The following is a 16,236-nucleotide window of genomic DNA, read 5'->3' as shown; positions in this document are numbered from 1 at the left end:
CGTCGGTGGGGATGTGCGGTGTCAGGAGTGGGCGGGCGGCCCGCGACGCGGGCTGATCTCGCGTAACAGCACTTCGAGCACGAGCCCCGGCCGGGCCGGCACGCTCGTGTGCATGGTCTCGGCGCCACCCTCGGGCGGCACCGGGCAGAGCGTCCGCAGCCGGCCGACGAGCCAGGCGACCGCGGCGCGTGCGGCGGCGAGCGCGTGGTCGGCACGCAGCAGCAGCGCGGCGGTGAGCAGCGTGGCGATCGCATGCGTGGCGAGCATGACCCAGCCATTGAGCGGCGGCGGGGTGAGCGAGTGGCCGGCGTGCGCGCCGTCGGCGATCTCGGTGAGCAGCAGGTGCTGCGCGAGCTGCGTGACACCGAGCGCGGCGACCACGGTGAGCAGCCCGCCGCGCCGGGCGAGCGCGGTGCCGCCCCACGCGAGGACGGCCGTGAGCAGGGCGGACAGCGCGGAGTCGGACAGCGCGCCGCCGGCGGTCCCGTGCGCGGTGACGGCCAGCGCGGCCGAGCACGCGGCCAGCAGCCAGCCACGCGCGCCCGGCGCTCGGCTGCTGGTCCGTCGGCCCATGTCGGCACAGCATATGCGCTCCGCGCAAGCGTGGTGACCGGCTGCTTGCTCTGCCTCGCGTCGTCCGCCTCGCGAGCTGCCCGGACCGGGCGCATCCGACCCTCCATGCCGAGCACGGACATGATCCGCCGAACGCTCCGCCAGTGGCTACGGTGGACTCCTGGACGACCGCACGGGAGGTCCACAGTGGACATCGCAGGGCTCGAGCAGCGGCTGACCGCGACCGTTTCCGGTCAGGTCAGCTTCGACGCCGGCACCCGTGCCTTGTACACAATGGACGCTTCGAACTACCGGCAGGTGCCGGTCGCCGTCGTGGTCGCCCGGTCCGCCGCCGACGCGGTCGCCGCGGTACGCGCCGCCCGTGAGTTCGGCGTGCCGATCGTCGCGCGCGGCGGCGGCACGAGCCTGGCCGGCAACGCGACCGGCGGCGGGCTCGTGCTCGACCTGTCGCGGCTCGACGAGATCCACGGCGTCGACCCGGTCGCCCGGACCGCGCGCGTCGGGCCCGGGGTGATCCTCGACGACCTTCGTGCGGCGGCCGCGGCGCACGGCCTGACCTTCGGGCCGGACCCGTCGACCCACAGCCGCTGCACGCTCGGCGGCATGATCGGCAACAACTCCTGCGGCGCGCACTCGGTCGCGTGGGGGACGACGCTGGAGAACGTCGAGGAGCTGGACGTCCTGCTCTACGACGGCACGCGGCTGACGGTCGGCCGCGACCGGCTGGACGGCGACCGTGCCGCCGGCATCCGCGCGGCCCTGCACGACCTGGCCGACGGCAACCTCGCGCTGCTGCGCACCGAACTCGGCAGGCTCGGCCGGCAGGTGTCCGGCTATCCGCTGCACCAGCTGCTGCCCGAGCACGGCCGCGACTTCGCGAAGGCGCTCGTCGGCACCGAGGGCACGTGCGTGATCGTGCTCGGCGCGACGGTCCGGCTAGCGCCCGTGCCGGCGACCCGTGCCCTGCTGGTGCTCGGCTTCCCCGACGACGTGGCCGCGGCGGACGCGGTGCCGGCGATCCTGCCGCACCGCCCGCTGACCGTCGAGAGCATGGACGAGCGGATCCTCGCGTTGCGCGACGCCCGCAGCGCCGACTCCCGGCCGGAGCTGCCGGCGGGCGGTGCGTGGCTGTTCGTGGAGGTCGGCGGGACGGACACGTCTTCGGCCGCCGCCGCGGCGTCCGCGATCGTGGCGGAGTTGCCCGTTCCGCACGAGGTGTACACGTCGCCGGCCGCGCAGCGGGCGCTGTGGCGGCTTCGCGAGGAGGGCTCGGGCATCTCGACGCGGATGGCGGACGGCTCCGAGGCGTGGCCCGGCTGGGAGGACACGGCCGTCCCGCCCGAGCGGCTCGGCGCGTACCTGCGGGAGTTCCGCGCGTTGCTGGACCGGCACGGGCTGCGCGGCCTGACGTACGGGCACTTCGGCGAGGGCTGCATCCACATCCGGATCGACTGGGACCTGACGTCCCCGGCGGGCGTCGCGGCGTACCGGCGGTTCATCGAGGAGGGCGCGGACCTCGTCGCCAGGCACGGCGGCACCTTGTCCGGCGAGCACGGCGACGGCCAGGTGCGCGCGGAGATGCTGCCGCGGATGTACTCGCCGGAGGCGCTCGAGTTGTTCGCGCGGTTCAAGGCGATCTGGGACCCGGAGGGCGGGATGAACCCCGGCATGATCGTGCGCCCGTTCCGGATCGACGAGAACCTGCGGTTCGCCGCGGTGAAGCCGCTCCCGATCACGACGGAGTTCGCCTACTCCCACGACGGCGGCGACTTCACGCAGGCGATGCGGCGGTGCATCGGCGTGGCGAAGTGCCGCAACCACGGCGTGGACGCGGCCGTGATGTGCCCGAGCTTTCGCGTCACCGGCGAGGAGAAGCACTCGACGCGCGGCCGGGCCCGGCTGCTGTACGAGATGCTCGCCGGCGACGTCATCACGACCGGCTGGCGGTCCACCGAGGTGCGTGACGCGCTCGACCTCTGCCTGTCCTGCAAGGGATGCGCGAGCGACTGTCCGGTCAATGTGGACATGGCGACGTACAAGGCGGAGTTCCTGCACCACCACTATGCCCGCCGCGTCCGGCCGGCGTCGCACTACTCCATGGGCTGGCTGCCGGTCTGGCTGCGCGTGGCGTCCCGGATGCCTCGCCTGGCCAACGCGCTCATGTCGGCACGCGGCTCGGCGGCCGTGCTCAAGCGCCTTGGCGGAATCGCACCGGAACGCACGCTGCCCCGCGTCGCCCGCACCCCGTTCACCCGGCAGCACCGGTCGGCCGGCACGCGCCGCCGCGTGGTCCTCTGGCCGGACACGTTCACGAACTTCTTCGCCCCGGAGATCGGTGTCGCGGCCGCGCGGGTGCTGCGGTCGGCCGGTTTCGACCCGGTCCTGCCGGGCGGTGCGGTGTGCTGCGGCCTCACCTGGGTGTCGACCGGCCAGCTGTCGACGGCCCGCCGCGTGATGCGCCGCAGCCTGCGCGTGCTCGCCCCTGAGATCGCGGCCGGTACCCCGGTGGTAGGCCTGGAACCGAGCTGCCTGTCCGCCCTGCGCGGCGAGGTACCGGAGCTGACGGCCGACCCCCGCGCGGCGAGACTGGCCGCACAGAGCTTCACCCTGGCCGGCTTCCTGGCGACGCACGCTCCCGAGTGGACCCCGCCCGCCGTGCCGCGCACCGCGATCACCCAGGTGCACTGCCACCAGCACGCCACCCTGGGCTTCGACGCGGACGCGGCCCTGCTGGCCCGGTCCGGCGTGGCGGCCGAGCGTCTGCCGGCGGGCTGCTGCGGCCTGGCCGGCAACTTCGGCTTCGAACGCGGTCATTACGAGGTGTCCCAGGCGCTGGCGGAACGCACCCTGCTCCCGGCGGTCCGCGCGGCGGCCCCGGACACCCTCGTGCTCGCCGACGGCTTCAGCTGCCGCACCCAGGTGGCACAAGGCAGCGACCGCCGCGCGGTCCACCTGGCCGAGGTCCTGGCCGCCGGCCTGCCCGACTGAGTTGTCCACAACCCACGCAGCTGTCCACAGCACGCGTCTGACCACCGCTTTTGTCAGCCCTCCCCGGTAGACTGACGGTCACGAGGGGTGCCCCCGGAGAGGGTGGGGGCGTGCACGTACGCAGCGCGCGCGTGCGCGCGAGCATCCGGGAGCCGGTCAGCGCGGTAGTGGCTGTGTCGCGTCTGGACCGGGAGGAGCCAGCGGCAGGGTCACCGTGAACCGCGCGCCGCCCTCCGGTGCCGGGCCCGCTTCGATCCGCCCGCCCATGCGCGTCACCAACCCGTGCACCAGCGCCAGCCCGATCCCCGTGCCCACCGGCCGCACGCCCTCGTACCGCGAGTGCAGCACCCCGCGCTCGAACGCCCGCGCGTAGTCCTCCGCCGACAACCCCGGCCCGCCGTCCCGCACCTCGACGACGGCGAAACCCGGCCCGTACCGCAGCGACAGCACGATCGGCGCTCCGGCCGGGGTCACCCGCAACGCGTTCTCCGCCAGGCCGTCCACCACCTGACGCAACCGCCGCGCGTCCGTCCGCACCGGCACCGGATGGCCGGGCGACTCCAGGGAGAACGTCACCCCCGCCGCGGCGCACCGCGCGTGCCACACCTGGGCCGACTCCGCAAGCAGCTGCACCACGTCCACGTCCGCGATGTCCAGCCGGAAGTCGTCCGCGCCGAGCCGGGCCAGGTCCAGCAGGTCCGACACCAGCCGGTTCAGCCGCTCCGCCTCCTGGCCGATCACCCGGCCCACCTCGGGCACCTCGTCGCCCGTCACCACGCCGTCCGCCAGCGACTCGGCGAACCCCGTCACCGCGGTCAGCGGCGTGCGCAGCTCGTGCGACACCGACAGCAGGAACTCCCGCTGCCGCGCCTCGCTGTACGCCAGCGCGTTGGCGAGCGTGTTGATCGACTCGCCGACCTCCACGAGCTCCCGCGGACCCTGCGGCGGCACCCGCAGGTCCCGCCGCCCGTGGCTCATCGCCGACGCCACCGCCGCGGTCCGGCGCAGCGGGCCGGCGAGCCGCCGCGCCAGCAGCAGGCCGGCGCCCGCGGCCACGAGCAGGCCGATCGCCAGCGCGAACACCACGTTGTTCAGCAGCCGCCGGCCGGCGCCCTCGGCGATCGCCACCTTGCCGACAAGTGCCATGGCGACCTGCCCGTCGATGGTCCGGCCCTCGACCAGCAGCACCGAGCCGTCGACCCGCGCACTGCCGTGCAGCGGCTGGTCTGCCGTCACCCGTGCGAGCCCCGCCCGGCGCGCCGCCTGCACGGCAGTCCGGTCCGTCCCCACGAGGCCGCCGGCCTCGCCGCGCCGCACGACCTCGACGCCCTGCCCGCGCAGGATCTCGTTCAGCCGCCGCGCCGCGACCGGAGACTCCGCCAGCTGCGCCGCGACCACGTCCGCCTCGGCCGACAGCGTCTGCTGGCTGATCTCCCGCGACGCCGTCGACACCTGCCGAACCGCGATCCCGCCGGCGACCAGTGCCATCACACCGGCGACCGCGAGGCACAAGGCGGTCGTGCGGACCGCGAGCGAGGACGGCCGCCTCATGCCGGCAGGTCCGCGGAGTACCCGACGCCCCGAACCGTCCTAATCGGACTTGCCGGCCCGAGCTTCGCGCGCAGCTGCGCGATGTGCACGTCCACCGTGCGGGTGCCGGCCGCCGCCTCGTACCCCCACACCATCGACAGCAGCTGCGCGCGTTCGAACACCTGCCGCGGCCGCCGCATCAACGCCGTCAGCAGGTCGAACTCCGTGGACGTCAACGCGACCTCGCGCCCGTCCGTCCACACGCGACGCTGCCCGACGTCGACGCGGGTGGTGCCGATCTCCAGGACCTCGCCGGCCGGGCCGCCGCCCGCGCGGCGCAGCACCGAGCGCACCCGGGCCACGAGCTCGCGCGGGCTGAACGGCTTCGTCACGTAGTCGTCCGCGCCGAGCTCCAGCCCGAGCACCCGGTCGACCTCGTCGTCGCGCGCGGTCACGAACAGGACCGGAGTCCAGTCCTCCGCCGCCCGCATCGCCCGGCAGACGTCGATGCCGTCCAGCTTCGGCAACCCGACGTCGAGCACCACCGCCACCGGGCGAAGCCGGCGCACCTCGGCCAGCGCCGTCTCGCCGTCGCGGACGAGGTGCACGCCGAACCCTTCGCGGCGCAGGTACCGGCTCACCAGGTCGGCGATCGCCGCGTCGTCCTCGACGACCAGCACCAACCCGCGCTCGTCGGGCATGCACCACCTCCAGCGAGCCGCTCAGCGACCGTCCTCGGACATCTCGGACTCGATCGAGTTCAACGTGGACTCGATGTCGTTGAACTCCTGCTCCACCTGACCGTCTCCGCCGCCGGTACCACCCGTGCCGCCCGAACCGCCCGGCGGCGCGCTGCCGGAGCCGACCTCACCCCGGCAGCCCGCGCCGAACAGCAGCACGGGAACCGCGACGAGCGCGATTATCCGTGCCCGCCTCATTTCGACTCACAGTGCTGGGTGCGGAAGTCGGTCGCCCACTTGTTGATCTTGTTCAGATCGTCGACGAAGCCTTCCCGGCGGTCCGCCTTCTCCTCGAGCAGCTGTGCCGACTCCTCGCGGCCGGCGTCGCGTTCCTTGGCCGCGCGCGCCCGCAGGTTGGCGGCCGACCCGCGGGTGTTCTCGTCCGCCTGGATGCGCTCGACCAGCTTGCTCGACCGCCTCTCGATCCGCGGCAGCCGCTTGTCGCACAGCCAGGTGACCTGCTCGGGGCTCAGCGTGATCGTCACCGACCCCGGCTCGCTGGGCGCGGGTGCCGACGAAGACGGATCCTCCTGCGCCGATGCCACCGCGGCGCCGCCGAACAGCACCGAGCCGATCACTGCGCCCCCGACGGCGATCCTCGACATCCGGTTCATGTCGCTCCTCTCGTGGATTTCCCTGACGACCGTCACGGTGCCGGGACGAGATGAGCGAACCGCATGCGTTGTGTTCGAGTTGTGTAAGGGCTATATGCCCAGCCTGCCGAGCAGCCGCTGCTCGAGCTCGTCGAGCTCCGTGGAGATGGCCTTGTGCGCGGCGCGGCGGCGGGGGCCCGGCATCCGCTCGGAGGCCCGGACGGCGGCCATCAGCTGGCGCAGCGTGATCTCGGAGTGGTCCGCGAACGTGCGGTCCTCGGCGGTGGCGTCCGCGCGGTGGCGCAGGTCCTCGATCGCCTCGGCCGCGCCGGTGATGCGGGCGTGCAGCGCCCCGCCCCGGCCGGAGTACTGGTGCAGGTCGCTGACGTCGACACCCAGGCGGCGCGCCTTCATCCGGTCGATCCGGTCGCGCACCTCGCCGGCTGCACGCAGGGCGATGGGCGCGACCACCGGAATCACCGCGGGCCCGACGATCTTGGCCACGGCGAGGACGTTCTTCGCCCTTTTCGGGGTGAACCGCGGGTCGCCCGGCGCAGGGTCGGCCTTGCGCTTCCTGAGTGCCATGCGATGAACCTACTGGGCAGCGCGGTGCGGAGCACGTGGGCTGGCTGCCGTGTTCTGTCGGTGGGTCCGCCTAAACTGCGAAACGTGACAACTTCGGTGCTGCTCGACGCGGGGGTGGTGACCCGTTGCCGGCGCCGGGTGCACCTGGAGCACGACCCGACCATGCAGGACACGGTCACCGCGCCGCCCGATCCGACCGCCGAGCAGCGCAAAGCCGACGCGGCCGCGCACCGCAGGTCCATCGCGGACGAGATCGCGGGGCTGGTCGGTCCCGGCTGGACGGAGATTCCGCGCGGCGCCGATCACCGGGCAACGGAACGTGAGCAACTCACCCTCGGGGCGATGGCCGCCGGCGCCCCGTACATCTGGGCCGCGCAGCTGCCGCGCGACCACCCGGGCGGGCGCCGCGGCGCCATAGATCTCCTGGTCGCGACACCGGGCGGGTACGTCCCGGTGCTGGTCGTCCGGCACAAGGTGAGCGACCCGGGCACCGGCGCGCAGACCTCGCCGCTCGCGAGCCCGCTGCCGTCCGCCCGCGCCACCGACGAGCGACGACGTGTCCGCCCGCAGCCGAGGGACCAGCTGCGCCTCGCGCACGCGTACCGCCTGCTTCAGGCGTGCGGCCGGGCCGGCGAGGAGGCGGTCGGCGGTGTGATCGGCCTCGACGGCGACGTGGTCGTGTGGCATGACCTGCTCGCCCCGACCTGGCCGGGCGGCCGCGGGGCCCTCGACGAGTACGACGCCCGCTTCGCCGACCGCCTGGCGATCGCGACGACGGCCGCGTCGGGTGGCGATGCGCTGGCCCAGCCGTCGCGGATCGTGGAGTGCCGGACGTGCCCGTGGTGGCCGGTGTGCCAAGTGGAGCTGCAGGGCGCGCGGGACGTGAGCCTGGTGGTGCGCGGCGAGGAGGCGGCGACCCTGCGTGCGGCCGGCGTCCGCACGGTCGACGACCTGGCCCACCTCGACCCGAACGACGAGTCCCTCCCGCCGACGGGCATGCCGTTGACGGACGCGGTGGGCCTGGCGAAGGCGTGGCTGGCGGACCTCACGGTCGTGCGGCGGGTGCCGGAAATCGTCGTCCCGAGAGCGGACGTCGAGGTCGACGTGGACATGGAGAGCTTCGGCGACTCGGGTGCGTACCTCTGGGGCGCCTGGCTCTCGGGCGCGGACGTGGGCGAGCGCCAGGGCTACCGGGCGTTCGCCACGTGGGAGCCGCTCCCGACGGACGACGAGGCGCGAAGCTTCGCGGAGTTCTGGCAGTGGCTGATGCTCATCCGGCTGCGGGCCCGGGCGCGCGGCCTGAGCTTCCGCGCGTACTGCTACAACGAGCTGGCGGAGAACCGCTGGCTGCTGGCCTCGGCGAAGCGTTTCGCCGGCAAACCGGGCATCCCGTCGACGGAAAGCGTGCAGGTGTTCATCACGTCGGACTCGTGGTTCGACCTGTTCGGCAGCGTCCGTGACCACTTCCTGTGTTCCCGCGGCAAGGGCCTGAAGACGATCGCCCCGGCGGCCGGCTTCACCTGGCGCGACCCGGAGGCGAGTGGCGAGAACTCGATGCGCTGGTATCGCGACGCGGTAGGCATGGACGGCGCGGCGCCGGACGCGGGGCAGCGACAGCGGCTGCTGGAGTACAACGAGGACGACGTCCACGCAACGCTGACCCTGCGGCGGTGGATGACCTCGGAGGAGGTCGGTTCGATTCCCTACGTCGGGGATCTCTGAGGTTCTCGAGCCGCGCGGGCCGGGTCCTTTGTGGACGAACGGATCAGCGAGGCGCCATCCGCAAGGCGCCGTCCATCCGGATGACTTCGCCGTTCAGGTAGTCGTGCGCAATGATCGACAGGGCCAGCGACGCGAACTCCTCCGGCCGGCCCAGCCGCTTGGGAAACGGGATCCCCTCCGCCAGCGTCGCCCGGAACTCGTCCGAGACCGTCGCCAGCATCGGCGTGTCGATGATCCCGGGTGCGATCGTCATCACCCGGATCCCCAACGACGAAAGGTCCCGGGCCGCGGGCAGGTTGAGCCCGATCACCCCGCCCTTGGACGCCGCGTAGGCCGCCTGCCCGACCTGGCCCTCGTACCCGGCGATGGACGCCGTGTTGACCACTACGCCGCGCTGTCCGTTGTCGTCCGGCGAAGTCTGGGCGATGGCCGCCGCGCCGAGGGTGAGCACGTTGAACGTGCCGATCAGGTTGATCTCGACCACCTTGCGGAACAGGTCCAGATCGTGCGGCCCCTTTCGTGACAGGATCCGCGCCGACGGGCCGATGCCGGCGCAGTTCACCACCACTCGCAACGGCACGCCGGCGCCCGCCGCGGTGTCGACCGCCGCGGAAACCTGCGACGGGTCCGTCACGTCCGCCGGGACGTACGTCAGGCCCGAGACCGACGGCGCCTTGTCGATCGCCGGCGGGAGGTCCAGGGCGAACACCCGCGCGCCGCCTTTTGCCAGCGCCTGGGCCGTCGCGCCGCCGAGACCGGACGCTCCACCGGTCACGATCGCCGCGATGTCGTCGATCTGCATGCCCCGTCCCCTTTCTCCGCACGTCCGCGGAAGAGGTTAACGGGTGCTCACACGAGTTCCGACGCCAGCAGGTCCATCAGCAGACCGTCGTGCCAGCCCGTGCCGTCGTGGTCGCGCTCGTAGTCGCGCATGATGCCCACCGGGCGGAACCCGACCTTCTCGTAGCACCGGATCGCCGCCTTGTTGTCCGCCGCCGGGTCGATCACCAACCGGTGGTGGCCGCGCTCCTCGATGAGGTACCCGGCCAGCGTGCGCACCGCGTCCTGGCCGGCGCCGCGACCATGGACGGCCGGGTCGAGGAAGATGTCGATCCACGCGTGCCGGTAGCCGGGATCGTCCTCCTCGCCATACTGGATCATCCCGCGCACCTCGTCGTCGACGAGCACCGTGAGGGACACGACCCCGTCCTCGTCGAGCGGCCAGCCCGGCCCGGACTCGCCCCAGCGGGCGTGCACCTCCGGCGTACGCCGGATGCGTAGCAGCTGCGGGACGTGGGCCTCGGCGACGGGTACGAGAACGACAAGATCGCCTTTAAGCACCCGGCAACGCTAACCCTCGCCATCGGGGTGGCGTCCACCGAGATTCAGCAGCAGCACCAACGGCACGGCCGCGAGCAGCGCGAGCAGGACGAACAGGCCGGCGGCGGCGAGAAGCTCCATTCCTCCACCATGACCGGCCGACCCGTGCTCGCGCGTCCGCCATCGGTGCGGTCCGCACGTCCGACCGGGGGATGACCCACCGTGAATGGTCAGCGGTGAATGGTCAGCGGTGAATGGTCAGCGGCGTCCGGGCGGGCAGATCTCGTCCAGCGCCACCAGATCGTCCTCGGTGGGATGCCACTGCGCGGCGCCGGCGTTCGCGATCACCTGCTCCGGCGTCGTCGCGCCCGCGATGACCGAGCCCACCGTGCGCTGCGCCGCGAGCCAGCCGATCGCGACCGTCGCCATGCCGATGCCTCGCTCGTCCGCGAACGCGCGCAGCTTCTCGATCCGGTCCCACGGCGCGTCCGCCAGCAACCGCGTCCGGCCGGCCAGCCGCGCGCTCGCCGGCGGTTCGACGTCGCGCTGGTACTTGCCGGTCAGCAACCCGTTTCCCAGCGGGAAGTACGGCAGCACGCCCAGACCGAACCGGTCGCACGCCGGCAGCAGGTCCCGCTCCGCCTCGCGCTCGAGCAGCGAGTACTGGTTCTCCGCCGCGATCGGCGCCAGCAGGTTCTTCGTCCGCGACAACCACACCGCGTCCGCGACCTGCCAGCCCGCGAGGTTGCACACGCCCGCGTACCGGATCAGCCCCTCGCGCACGAGGTCGTCCAGCGCGCTCAGGGTCTCCTCGATCGGCGTGTGCGGGTCCGCCCGGTGCAGCTGGTAGAGGTCGATCCACTCGGTGCCGAGCCGCCGCAGCGACGCCTCGACCGCACGCTTGACGTAGCGCCGCGAGCCCCGCGCGCCGAAGTCCGGCCCGTTGGCGCCCTGCATGTCCACGCCGAACTTGGTGGCGATCACGACGTGGTCGCGACGGCCGGAAAGGGCCTGCCCGAGCAGTTCCTCGCTGCGCCCGCGCGGTGCGCCGTACACGTCGGCGACGTCGAAGAGGTTGACTCCCGCGTCGATCGCGGCGTGAATCAACGCGCGCGAGCCGGCCAGCGACTCCGCCGCGGTCCCCGGCCGGCCGAGATTGTTGCAGCCGAGCCCCACGACGCTGACGACCAGGCCGGATTCTCCGAGGTGACGCAGTTCCACCGGATCAAACTACTAAGCCGACTGGCAGTGATCCAGCTGCCAAACGGTGGGTATTGGCTGCTCTTCGCCATCTGCCGAACACTATGGGCCACGACACTCGGCTGATACGCCGGGTCACGGTGCCGTTCGCGCCCGCGTGAGGCACGCTATGCCCTATGAGCAGTGCACCTGACGCTGAGAAACCGTCGGCAGCGAGCTGGATCGCCGACCACATCTCCAGCCAGGTCGGCCGAACCTTCGTGGTAACTGGGGCGAACAGCGGACTGGGGCTGGAAACGGTACGTGCCCTCGGTAGTTTGGGCGCGAACGTGATCATGACGGCCCGCGACCGGAGCAAAGGTCAGCGGGCGCTGGAAGAACTGCTGGAGGAACAACCCGAAGCCAAGATCGAGCTCGGCTTGCTCGATCTTGCCGACCTGGACTCCGTGCACGAGTTCGCGGCCACGCTCGGCGAACTCGACGTACTGATCAACAACGCGGGCGTGATGATGCCACCCCACGGCCGCACCCGGCAGGGCTTCGAGCTGCAGTTCGGGGTGAACCACCTGGGCCACTTCGCGCTCACCGGGCTGCTGCTGGACCGGCTCGCGCGCAGCCACGACGGCCGCGTGGTGACGGTGTCCTCGAACCTGCACAAGCGCGGCCGGATCCACTTCGACGACATCCACGGCGAGCAGGACTACGGGCGTACCAAGTACTACGCCCAGTCCAAGCTCGCCAACGTCGTCTTCGCGATCGAGCTCAACCGCCGGCTGCGGGCGAACGGCCTCCCGGTCCGCAGCGTGCTCGCGCACCCCGGCTACTCGGCGACCAACCTGCAGTCGTCCGGCCCGACCGGCGTCGGCAAGTTGTTCATGAAGGCCGGCAACCGGTTGTTCGCGCAGGACGCCGAGATGGGTTCGTTGCCGCAGCTGTACGCGGCGACCGGCGCGGACGTGGAGAGTGGGCAGTTCTACGGCCCGGACGGGCGGGGCGAGTCGAAGGGCTTCCCCACGCTCGTCGAGCCGCTCGACGACGCCCGCGACCGCGAGCTCGGCAAGCGCCTGTGGGACATCTCGGAGAAGCTGACGGGGGTGGCGATTCCCTTGAGCCGGTGAATCTCCCTCGGAGGTAGGGGCCGGCTCGCACCCGCGCGGGACGCCGCGCAGCCGCCGCAGCAGCACGCTGGGGTCATGTCCAACCGTCTGCACCTGACCCGGCTGATCGTCGGCTACGCGGCGATCCTCGCCACCCTGCCGTACCTGTGGCTCAAGCTCGCCTGGCTCTCCGGCAGCACGATCGGCTTCACCGACACGTCGATCGCCCACGGCGTCGCCCACGACGGCAGCCTGCTCGTGCTGAACGTCGTGACCGCCGGGATGGACCTCGTAGCCGTCTTCGTGGCGCTCGCGTTCACCCACGACTGGCGGCTGCCGGCGTGGCTCGTGCTCGTGCCGATCTGGGTCGGCACCGGACTGCTCACGCCGGTCGTGCTCGTCGTGCCGATGGCGTTCACGACCCACGGCTCGCCGTTCCTCGAGCCGTGGGTGCAACCGCTCGTCTACTCCGGGTTCGCCTGGCAGGGCGTCACGTTGCTGACCGCGTTCGTGCTCTACGCGCGGAATCGCTGGGCATCGGTGTTCACCGAGCGCACCGGCGACGTGCCGCGGGGCGCGACGCATCCGGTCCAGGTGGTGCTGGCGAACGGCGCCGCTATGCCGGTCGCCGCGGTCGCCGCGTTGCACCTGGCACACGCGGCCGGCAGCGGGCTCGGGCTGCCGGCGGGCGCGCGGCTGGACGCGGCGTCGCGCGTCGTGGAGGCGACCCACGGGGTCATGGCGTTGCTCGCTGGCGGCGGGATCCTGTGGCTGGTGCACAGGATGGGCCCGCGGCTGCCGTTCTGGCTGCCGGTCGTGATGACCTGGCTCGGCGCGGGCGCGATGTTCGCCTGGGGGCTGTGGGGGACCGTCAACGTGCTGGGCAGCACGGTGCTCGGTAGCGGCGGTGCGCCGCTGGCCGCGCTGCAGGGCCTCGGCAAGGTGCTGGCCGGCCTGGTCATCGGCCTGGCCGCGTTGGTGCTGCTTGCCGAGCAGCAGTCAGTTGCGGGACTTCGACGGCTGGTCGTAGAGGGCCGCGACCAGCCGGACGAGGAACACGACGGCCACAACCGCGACAACCACGATCTGAACCCACATGCTCGCCTCCGGGGGGATCGGTCGGTGCATGCGACGTCTGAGATGGTCGTCGGGTTCCGTCCCGCGCGCACGGATTCCGCGCAGGACACGCCGAAGGAACTGCTCCGATCGGATTAGTCGTTGCGCCGGTGGCGGCCAGGGGCGGGTACGGAGTTCGGCTCCACGCGGTCGATTTCCCCCCGCCCGGCCCCGTTGGTCGGCCGGAAGCCGTGCACCGGCGGAGCTTCCCGGGGAGGCACGACCGGTGGCCGGCGGGGCCGGGGCGGAGCCGGCCGGGCGACCCGGGGCGCGAACGCGTCCTCCACGGACGGGACCCGGCGCGCGGCCGGCACGTCGGCGCCGTCCCAGTCCGTGCTCGGCCACGCCGGCTGGGGGCGCGCGGGCTGAGCCGCGGGCTGAGGTCGTACGGGCTGGCGCCGGGCGGGAGGCCGGGCCGGGCGCGGGGGCCGGGTTGGCTCGATCCGGTCGGTCACCGCCGGTGCGGGCACGACGTCCTCGGCCGGTTCCTCGCGGACCGGTTCGGCGGCCTTCGGCCTGGGCAGGCGGAAGCGTCTGGTCAGCCGGCGCCCGATCCGCTGCCCCGGCTGCTCGACGAACCGGAACGTCACCTCGGCCGCCGCGACCGTCAACACCAGCCCGGCGAGCACCGCCAGCCACACGGGGACGACTCCGCGCAGGTTCTCCATCACCGGGAACGCGACCGGGCCGTGCAGGAGGTAGAGCGAGTAGCTGCGGTCGGCGAGGAACGAGATCGGCTTCGTCGGCCGGAGCCTGGACTCGGCCAGCAGCAGTGCGAGGAAGAGGCCGAACCCGAGCGCGAACGTCGAGTTGTACGCGTCGTCCAGCCGGCCCATGTTCCGGATGTCGCCCAGCACGTACAGCGTCCAGCAGGCGAACCCGAGGAGCGTGCCCGCCCACAGCGGCACCCGCCCGCTCCACACCGCCCAGGTCACCTGGCCGAGCAGCACGACCGGCAGGTACGACAGGTTGACCGCGAGCAGGAAGAACGACGAGCCGAACTCCCGCGCCAGCAACAGCCCGGCCAGCACGAGCCCGAGCTCGATGACGATCGCCACCCACGTCCACCGCCGCAGCACCGCGAGCAGCGACATGACGATCGTGTAGAAGACGACCTCGATCACCAGCGTCCAGGCGACCCCGACGAGGATCACCTGCGGCACCATGAAGTAGTTCGCCAGCGCCATGTTGGTCAGCACGGACGGCGTGGTGATCTCGAAGTGCTGACCGGTCCGCAGCACCTGGAGGTGCCAGATGGACAGGATCGCGGTGAGCCCGACCGTCACGATCAGCAGCGGGTAGATCCGGAAAAGCCGCTTCACGCCGAACTCGCGATGCGACTCCTGCGTGCCGACCTGCGTGATGATGAACCCGCTGACCAGGAAGAACATCACGACCGCGAAGTGGCCCATCTGCTGCTCGAGCCGCAGCGGGTCGCGGAACTGCTCGCTCAGCAGGTCGACGACCGGCGAGTCGAGCTTGTGCGGGTTGAGGAACAGCGCGACGACGTGGCTGTAGATCACCAGCACCGGCGCGATGCCGCGCATGATGTCGAGGAAGACGAACCGGTTCTGCCTCGACCTCTCGACCCTGCTCACGACCGCGCCTCGCAGGCTCGGCGCGGCCGCTCGCGGTCGCTCGGTATCCATGGTTCGCTCGCAAGCTCGCTCACGAGGCCACCCGGCCGAACCGGTCAGCGACCCACGCCGCCGGCCGCTCGGCCACGCGGTGCACCAGCTCGGCCGCCGCGAGGGTCGCGAGGACCGCGGCCGCGGCGGCGAGCGCGGAGTGCACGTGCCCGGCGAGCGCGGCCAGCACGGCCGCGGTGACCGCCTGGTGGGTCAGCAGGATCCCGTAGCTCCGGCGCGCCAGGTAGTCGGCCGCCGCGAACCGGGCGACGTCGCCGAGCTGGACGGCGGCCACGACGAGCAGGAACGAGTACGCGAGCGCGAGCGGGTAGGCCGTGCCGCCGTGGTAGCCGAGCCGGTCGGCCCAGGCGAACACGACCCAGCAGGCGACGCCGAGGCAGCCGGCTGCCCACATGGGCGAGTGGCCCGACCACACCAGCCAGATCACCTCGCCCAGCACGACCGCCGTGCCGTACGCGCCGATCACCCCGCCCGCCTCGGCAGCGACCGCGTCGATGTTCGGCATGATCGACAGCAGCACCGAGAAGACCGTGATCTGGACGGCGACCACGAGCCACGGGTTGCGCCGGAACACCGGCAGCAGTGCCGCCACCAGCACGTACACCGCGAGGACCGGCAGCAGCGTCCAGGCCGCGCCAACCAGGGCGACCGACGGCGACTGGAAGTAGTTCGCCAGCCCGAGGCCGGCCAGCAGGTCGCCGGCCCGGGCGCCGTCCGCGCGCGGCACCGCCGGCCGGCCGAGCGCGACCAGCGCCCACGCCAGCAGGACCGCGGCCCACAGCGGCGGGAACACGCGCAGCAGGCGCCGCACCCCGAACTCGCCGAGGCTTCGCCGGGCCGCGCTGTGCCCGGCGAGGAACCCGGTCACCACGAAGATCAGGGCGGCACCGAAGAAGCGGAGGTCGGCGTCCAGGCGCAGCGGCGTGACGAGGAAGTCGTCGATCACCGAGCTCGCGCCGAGCGGCTCGGCGTTCGCCCGGAACCACGAGGCCAGCTGTGTGTAGAGGACGAGGACGACCGCGAGCACACGAACGAGGTCGAGACTGACCAGCCGGTCGTGTGACCCGGCCACCTGCCCCGACCCGGCTGCCGGCACAACCTGCGTCGCCATCCGGTACCTGCT

Annotated in this window: 15 protein-coding genes; 4 read left to right on the top strand and 11 right to left on the bottom strand. The window is 72.5% G+C overall.

What is annotated here, in order from left to right:
* Nucleotides 1-21: 21 nt before the first annotated feature.
* On the bottom strand, nt 22-573 hold the full coding sequence (locus VH969_RS21520; protein WP_331976989.1) for a hypothetical protein: 552 nt from the start codon (nt 571-573) through the stop codon (nt 22-24).
* A gap of 273 nt (nt 574-846) precedes the next feature.
* On the opposite strand from VH969_RS21520, the gene VH969_RS21515 reads away from it, so the two are divergent.
* Entirely contained in the window at nt 847-3,561 is a 2,715-nt protein-coding gene (locus tag VH969_RS21515) for an FAD-binding and (Fe-S)-binding domain-containing protein (protein ID WP_331977072.1), read from the top strand.
* A 156-nt stretch (nt 3,562-3,717) separates the two neighbouring features.
* On the opposite strand, the gene VH969_RS21510 is transcribed toward VH969_RS21515, so the two are convergent.
* The 5 genes from VH969_RS21510 to VH969_RS21490 all read right to left on the bottom strand — a co-directional run bounded on the left by VH969_RS21510 (nt 3,718) and on the right by VH969_RS21490 (nt 7,009).
* The gene (locus VH969_RS21510) at nt 3,718-5,112 is read right to left on the bottom strand and encodes a sensor histidine kinase (RefSeq protein WP_331976987.1); all 1,395 of its coding nucleotides are present in this window, start codon (nt 5,110-5,112) and stop codon (nt 3,718-3,720) included.
* Nucleotides 5,109-5,792, bottom strand: a complete 684-nt coding sequence (locus VH969_RS21505) for a response regulator transcription factor (protein WP_331976985.1) — start codon at nt 5,790-5,792, stop codon at nt 5,109-5,111. Before VH969_RS21505 ends, VH969_RS21510 begins: the two co-directional genes overlap by 4 nt.
* Nucleotides 5,793-5,813: 21 nt before the next feature.
* Nucleotides 5,814-6,029 (bottom strand): hypothetical protein, encoded by a 216-nt coding sequence (locus VH969_RS21500; protein WP_331976983.1) that lies wholly within the window; start codon nt 6,027-6,029, stop codon nt 5,814-5,816.
* A complete protein-coding gene (locus tag VH969_RS21495; protein WP_331976981.1) occupies nt 6,026-6,436 on the bottom strand; it encodes a hypothetical protein in 411 nt (136 codons plus the stop codon). Before VH969_RS21495 ends, VH969_RS21500 begins: the two co-directional genes overlap by 4 nt.
* A 99-nt stretch (nt 6,437-6,535) precedes the next feature.
* Complete coding sequence (locus VH969_RS21490) at nt 6,536-7,009, bottom strand: DUF6474 family protein (protein ID WP_331976979.1); 474 nt, start codon at nt 7,007-7,009, stop codon at nt 6,536-6,538.
* Nucleotides 7,010-7,093: 84 nt separating this feature from the next.
* On the opposite strand from VH969_RS21490, the gene VH969_RS21485 reads away from it, so the two are divergent.
* Nucleotides 7,094-8,731 (top strand): TM0106 family RecB-like putative nuclease, encoded by a 1,638-nt coding sequence (locus VH969_RS21485; RefSeq protein ID WP_331976977.1) that lies wholly within the window; start codon nt 7,094-7,096, stop codon nt 8,729-8,731.
* Nucleotides 8,732-8,774: 43 nt separating this feature from the next.
* Here the strand turns inward: VH969_RS21485 and VH969_RS21480 are convergent, their stop codons facing one another.
* The 3 genes from VH969_RS21480 to VH969_RS21470 all read right to left on the bottom strand — a co-directional run bounded on the left by VH969_RS21480 (nt 8,775) and on the right by VH969_RS21470 (nt 11,272).
* Nucleotides 8,775-9,533, bottom strand: a complete 759-nt coding sequence (locus VH969_RS21480; RefSeq protein ID WP_331976975.1) for an SDR family NAD(P)-dependent oxidoreductase — start codon at nt 9,531-9,533, stop codon at nt 8,775-8,777.
* A 47-nt stretch (nt 9,534-9,580) separates the two neighbouring features.
* A complete protein-coding gene (locus VH969_RS21475) occupies nt 9,581-10,072 on the bottom strand; it encodes a GNAT family N-acetyltransferase (RefSeq protein ID WP_331976973.1) in 492 nt (163 codons plus the stop codon).
* Nucleotides 10,073-10,309: 237 nt separating this feature from the next.
* Nucleotides 10,310-11,272, bottom strand: a complete 963-nt coding sequence (locus tag VH969_RS21470) for an aldo/keto reductase (RefSeq protein WP_331976971.1) — start codon at nt 11,270-11,272, stop codon at nt 10,310-10,312.
* A gap of 155 nt (nt 11,273-11,427) precedes the next feature.
* Here VH969_RS21470 and VH969_RS21465 point away from each other — a divergent pair, with 155 nt between their 5' ends.
* Nucleotides 11,428-12,369 carry an oxidoreductase gene (locus VH969_RS21465; RefSeq protein WP_331976969.1) on the top strand — a complete coding sequence of 314 codons (942 nt, stop codon included), beginning with the start codon at nt 11,428-11,430 and terminating at the stop codon, nt 12,367-12,369.
* Nucleotides 12,370-12,444: 75 nt separating this feature from the next.
* Entirely contained in the window at nt 12,445-13,563 is a 1,119-nt protein-coding gene (locus VH969_RS21460; RefSeq protein WP_331976967.1) for a hypothetical protein, read from the top strand.
* Here the strand turns inward: VH969_RS21460 and VH969_RS21455 are convergent.
* Both VH969_RS21455 and VH969_RS21450 read right to left on the bottom strand, forming a co-directional pair.
* Entirely contained in the window at nt 13,560-15,062 is a 1,503-nt protein-coding gene (locus VH969_RS21455) for an acyltransferase family protein (protein ID WP_331976965.1), read from the bottom strand. The two genes, VH969_RS21460 and VH969_RS21455, sit on opposite strands and share 4 nt — an antisense overlap.
* A gap of 70 nt (nt 15,063-15,132) precedes the next feature.
* Nucleotides 15,133-16,224 (bottom strand): acyltransferase family protein, encoded by a 1,092-nt coding sequence (locus VH969_RS21450; protein ID WP_331976963.1) that lies wholly within the window; start codon nt 16,222-16,224, stop codon nt 15,133-15,135.
* Nucleotides 16,225-16,236: the final 12 nt, after the last annotated feature.

The sequence above is a fragment of the Actinophytocola sp. genome, assembly GCF_036555685.1.
GTDB lineage: Bacteria > Actinomycetota > Actinomycetes > Mycobacteriales > Pseudonocardiaceae > Actinophytocola.
This window is presented reverse-complemented; position numbering and strand designations above follow the sequence as displayed.